This is a genomic window from Halococcus morrhuae DSM 1307 (assembly GCF_000336695.1).
Taxonomy (GTDB): domain Archaea; phylum Halobacteriota; class Halobacteria; order Halobacteriales; family Halococcaceae; genus Halococcus; species Halococcus morrhuae.
Map to the genome: position 1 here is coordinate 1 of NZ_AOMC01000086.1, position 4,664 is coordinate 4,664.

Here is a 4,664-nt window from a genome sequence, read left to right on the forward strand (position 1 = left end):
TTGCGTTGACATACTTCGCCGTCTTCCGCTTCAACTCCGTCACTCTGGCGACCTGATCCGACGTTGTCTAGCGATTAAACACGGCCCTTGATACAGGCTGAAATGGTGTCCATCCTCATCGGCCTTCGTATACTCGTCAAGCAGGCCATGCTGTTGGAGTTCGTCGGCGCGTCGGTAGACGGTCGACAGCGATGCATCGCACGCGTCCCCGAGTTCTTTTGCTGACATTGGTTTGTCACTCGTTTCCGTGAGGATACATCGCGCATACTGGTCGTCGAGGAGACGGAAGATCGCGGCGTCATCAGTATCCTCACTCACAGTCGAATTACCGAGACGATTCCCTAAATACACGGGCTCTTTTGCTGAGCCAGCGAATCGTCACACGCTTTTACGGTTACCTCGCTCCTCGGTCGAGTCGATGCCACCAACGCGGACTACAGTTGCGAAGGGCGCAGCGGTTAGCATCGGGTCGTTTCTCCTGTTCGGGATCGTGACGGGCCTTCTCCCAAATCCGCTGTACGTTCGAATGGTTCCACGAACCCTCTTCGATTACACGTTCCTCATCCTCACCTCGTTGTTCGCCGGCATATATGTCGCCCAACAGCCGACAACCGATCGCTCGAAGGACGACCGACTGGCCTTCGGCAGCACTATCGCAGGCTTTCTCGCCTTCGGTTGTCCGATCTGCAACGTATTCCTGCTCGCGTTGTTTAGCAATTCCATGCTGATGACGTACTTCGACCCGTATCGTCCGCTGCTGGGAGCGGTTTCGGTCGCACTCTTTGCCGGACTGCTCTACTACCGCCACCAGCAAGACTGTGAATCCTGTGGCCGAGTGGTCGAGTCAGAGAGTTCCACTTGATGATAGCTCGCGGCGAACGCTCTCGCTTATTGACAACGATACTGCTCATGCCGTCATATTTGATGGTTCTCTATGCTATCGCCGACATCGCTGGTCCTCATGGATAGAGTGTCCAGCACGAGGGACCATGATATGCGATAGAAATGTTTAACCATCCCAATACCGTACACACGGTGAAAGCTATGTTTGGGAAAATCACCGCCAGAGAACTCGCGGACAAACAGGATTCGGGTGCTGACGACTATGTTCTCATCGACACGCGTCCCGAGGACAGTTACGGCTCGTGGCGTGTGACGGGGGCGGAGCACCTCCAGTTCGGCTCGGCGGAAATCCTGAGCAACGACCAGAAAGAGCGCGTCGAGCAGTTGGCAGACGGCGACGAGATACTCACTATCTGCGGGAAAGGAGCAACATCGACACGACTCGCCTCCGAACTCGACGCCAACGGCTTTGAGGACACCTCGGTCGTAACTGGAGGGATGCGCGAGTGGAACGAGCTATACGAAACTGTGGAAGTCGAAACCGCGACCGACGACCTTCTTCTCATCCAGTTCCAGCGCCGCGCGAAGGGCTGTCTCTCCTATCTCGTCGGCTCGAAAACCACTGGAGAAGCTGTCGTCGTCGATTCCACTCGTCACACCGACCAGTATATTACTACTGCCGCCGAGCACGGGATGGAAATCACGCACATCCTCGATACACACGTCCACGCTGACCACATCTCCGGCGGCCGCGACCTCGCAGCCAGACTCGACATTCCGTATCATCTCGGCGAGCAGGCAACCGAGCGTGACCCCGACTACGACTTCGAGGCGCTCAAAGACGGCGAGACGCTTTCGGTGGGCGACATCGATATCGAAGTCCTCGCGGCACCCGGCCACACCACCGAGATGGTCGCCTACCGCGTCGGCGATGAGGCCGTGCTCACAGGAGACAGCCTGTTTCTCGATTCGGTCGGGCGCACCGAACTCGAATTCGGCGAGGAAGGGGCAGAGAACGGAGCGAGGATGCAGTACGAGACGCTTCACGGGACGCTGCTCGAACTCCCAGAGAAACTCACCGTTCTGCCGGGCCACGTCACAGTCGAAAACGACGGCACCTACGCCAACGCTTCGCCGGGCGAACTCGTCGGCGCTCCCCTTGAGGAGGTCCACAGCCGACTTGACCTCGCCGATCTCGATGAGGAGACGTTCGTCGAGCGAATGGTTGAAAATGTCCCTGCGAAGCCTGACAACTACGAGTCGGTCATCGGTATCAATCGAGGCGTGGAGCGCGTCGAAAGTGACCGTGACGCCACGATGCTCGAAACGGGCGCAAACAACTGTGCAGCATAACTCCACGGCTCCAAGCTTGCTTCGGATCGGGGAGAGGAGCATTATTTGATGGACCACTTCCAAAGCACCCGTCAACCCGATCATGAGTGGTGGAAGCAGCTCTGGCCAGATCCCGAGCAGACGCTTGAACTGCTCGGTATCGGACCGGGTACGTCGTTGGCCGATGTCGGCTGTGGTGATGGATTCTTCACCCTTCTTGTGGCTCGACTCATCGACGAAGCACCAGTATACGCAATTGACATCAATGAAGAGATACTCGAAGCGGTAGAGACTGCCGCGGCGGCTGAAAGGATTGCGAACGTCGAGACGTTACTGGATTCGGTCTGGAGACCACGGTTGGAGAGTATCGGTGATTTCGGAGTCGTCTGTACGGTCTGCGGCAACACGGTCACTACGGAGGGCGAATCAGTCGAGATCGAGAGCGGTGACCGACACCTCGTCTGTTGTACCCCCTGTGCATCCCTCATTGCCGACCAGTACGAGCAATTGTGAGAAAACAACAGTACACAATCCTGATATACTCGACATACACGCGCAGAAACGCAGTACCTCACAAAGCTGATCAGGAGAGAGATCCGCTTGGTCACGATCCTCGAATCGGAGTATGACGGCTTAGAGATGAGGTCTTATTCCAACCTCTCGATCATCCAAGGGTTGGTAGAAGAGACCGAAGAGCTCTGCCACCTCCACGATCACATCACCCGTGTTATCGCTGATCTCGATATCGATGCTGAGTGGTTCGCGGATTACGATGACCCCGACAGGACAAAGTTCGATCTGAGTGCGGTCGTTCACATGTTACTCTACCAGCATGCTCGTGAGTTCAGCCAATCAGAACTCGCTCGTCGACTCCGAGGCGCGGCTTACATCTACCTCCGGTTCGGTCTCAGCCAACCGCTCTCTCAGCAGGTCATCAGCTACAACTGGCGCGAACGGTTCACTGCCGCCGAACGTCGGACGATTAAGGAGGCTGCCGCGCGTATCCGCGAGATTTGTTCGGATCACGACATCATCAGTACTGACGAGCCCGTGCTTGCCCCAGACGAAGTGGATGCTACCGAGATCGCCGACAATCACATCATGAACGCCGTCGAAACGGCGCGCGACCGCGGTCTCGACGAGTTCGACAGCGGACGAGCGAGCAACGCCACCTTTGACGACGTGGTATTCTTCGAGCGACAGGGCTACTTGAATATAGCTGATCGGGGCACGACGACGCGTTCGAAGGGGTCGAACAAACGATTCGAACGCATCAGCGACCGCAAGGAGACGCCCCACGGCGACACTCATCTCCGCACGATGAAGAAGACAGCTGCTCCTCCCGAGCAGACTACGCTCGACGAGTACGAAGACGGTCGGCGGCCGGCAGACTGGCGGCGTATCCGCGACGAGGTGCTCGGTCCGTTCCACCGTGGTGTCGAAACGATCCTCGAAGAGGTCAGAGAGAACGGCGGTATCCGGGAGCCGGTCATCGCGGCCATCGACATCACACCGTGGCCGGTGTTCACATCGCCCTACAAGAGCGACGAAGATGTGACTCGTGACGATGAGTCTGTGGTAGTGAACGGAGAAGAACGATACCCGCAGGAAGAGTATCCGGAGATGGTACACGGGCTGACGGAGAAGCACAAGCACGGTACCAGATGGCGACGATAACCATCATCGGAGAGGACACGCCAATTGTCCTCGGCGTCGAACCAGTGCGCCGGGAATCCGACTGGGAAACGGGAGAAATCGAAAGTACGTCACAAGCACGTCTCGTCGATCGGTTGCTGGAACAGGCCGAGCAGCACGTCGACATCCACAAAGTGTTCTGTGACCGCGGGTTCGACGCGAACGGCGTTCGGGATGTAATCGACCGCCACGATACGACCTATCTCATCCCGAAGCGCAAGTACCAAGCTGAAATTGAGGACATCGAGGAGCTGGAACAAGAGACTGCAACCAGCGCAGGTGTCGTGCGGAACGTGCCGCACTGGCATGAGAGCCGTAGTCATACGGGGACCATCATGTACGTGCCATCGACGAAGAAAGAGGGAGCCTACGCGGTGTTCACGACCAACCGCGATGTGCCAGTAGAGCAGGCTCAAGGATTCGTGGGCCAGTACAAGCAGCGATGGGAGATCGAAAACGAGTACAAGACGATCAAGAAACACTTCCTGCCGACAGTTGGGTCGATGGACTACCGAATACGGTTTCTGTACTTCGTGATCGGCGTTGTGATGTACAACGTGTGGCGGCTGACGAATCTCCTGTTTCGTGAAGCTGTGGACGTTCATCTCGGGGAGCGACCACCGATTCCGGCCGGCGAGTTCATCGAGATCCTCGCGTTCTGCATCGTGCCGGGCGATTGATGAGAGGCACTCCGTTGTCGCGTTCATCGGCCGTGTTTAATCGCTAGACAACGTCGGATCAGGTCGCCAGAGTGACGGAGTTGAAGCGGAAGACGGCGAAGTATGTCAACGCAA

Annotated in this window: 6 protein-coding genes; 5 read left to right on the plus strand and 1 reads right to left on the minus strand. The window is 57.1% G+C overall.

Annotated features, from left to right (window positions below):
* Positions 1 to 39 precede the first annotated feature (39 nt).
* A complete protein-coding gene (locus C448_RS15445) occupies positions 40 to 351 on the minus strand; it encodes a helix-turn-helix domain-containing protein (RefSeq protein WP_080503164.1) in 312 nt (103 codons plus the stop codon).
* Between the two features lie 67 nt (positions 352 to 418).
* Between C448_RS15445 and C448_RS05790 the strand changes: the two genes are divergently transcribed.
* The 5 genes from C448_RS05790 to C448_RS17200 all read left to right on the plus strand — a co-directional run bounded on the left by C448_RS05790 (position 419) and on the right by C448_RS17200 (position 4,550).
* Positions 419 to 862 carry a hypothetical protein gene (locus C448_RS05790; RefSeq protein WP_004052666.1) on the plus strand — a complete coding sequence of 148 codons (444 nt, stop codon included), beginning with the start codon at positions 419 to 421 and terminating at the stop codon, positions 860 to 862.
* A gap of 182 nt (positions 863 to 1,044) precedes the next feature.
* On the plus strand, positions 1,045 to 2,196 hold the full coding sequence (locus C448_RS05795; RefSeq protein WP_004052668.1) for an MBL fold metallo-hydrolase: 1,152 nt from the start codon (positions 1,045 to 1,047) through the stop codon (positions 2,194 to 2,196).
* 48 nt (positions 2,197 to 2,244) lie between these two features.
* Complete coding sequence (locus C448_RS05800; protein ID WP_004052670.1) at positions 2,245 to 2,688, plus strand: methyltransferase domain-containing protein; 444 nt, start codon at positions 2,245 to 2,247, stop codon at positions 2,686 to 2,688.
* Between the two features lie 162 nt (positions 2,689 to 2,850).
* Positions 2,851 to 3,852, plus strand: coding sequence for a hypothetical protein (locus C448_RS17195; protein ID WP_049916097.1), 1,002 nt, complete (start codon positions 2,851 to 2,853; stop codon positions 3,850 to 3,852).
* Positions 3,840 to 4,550 (plus strand): transposase, encoded by a 711-nt coding sequence (locus C448_RS17200; protein WP_049916098.1) that lies wholly within the window; start codon positions 3,840 to 3,842, stop codon positions 4,548 to 4,550. The genes C448_RS17195 and C448_RS17200 overlap by 13 nt, the downstream gene beginning before the upstream one ends.
* Positions 4,551 to 4,664 lie beyond the last annotated feature (114 nt).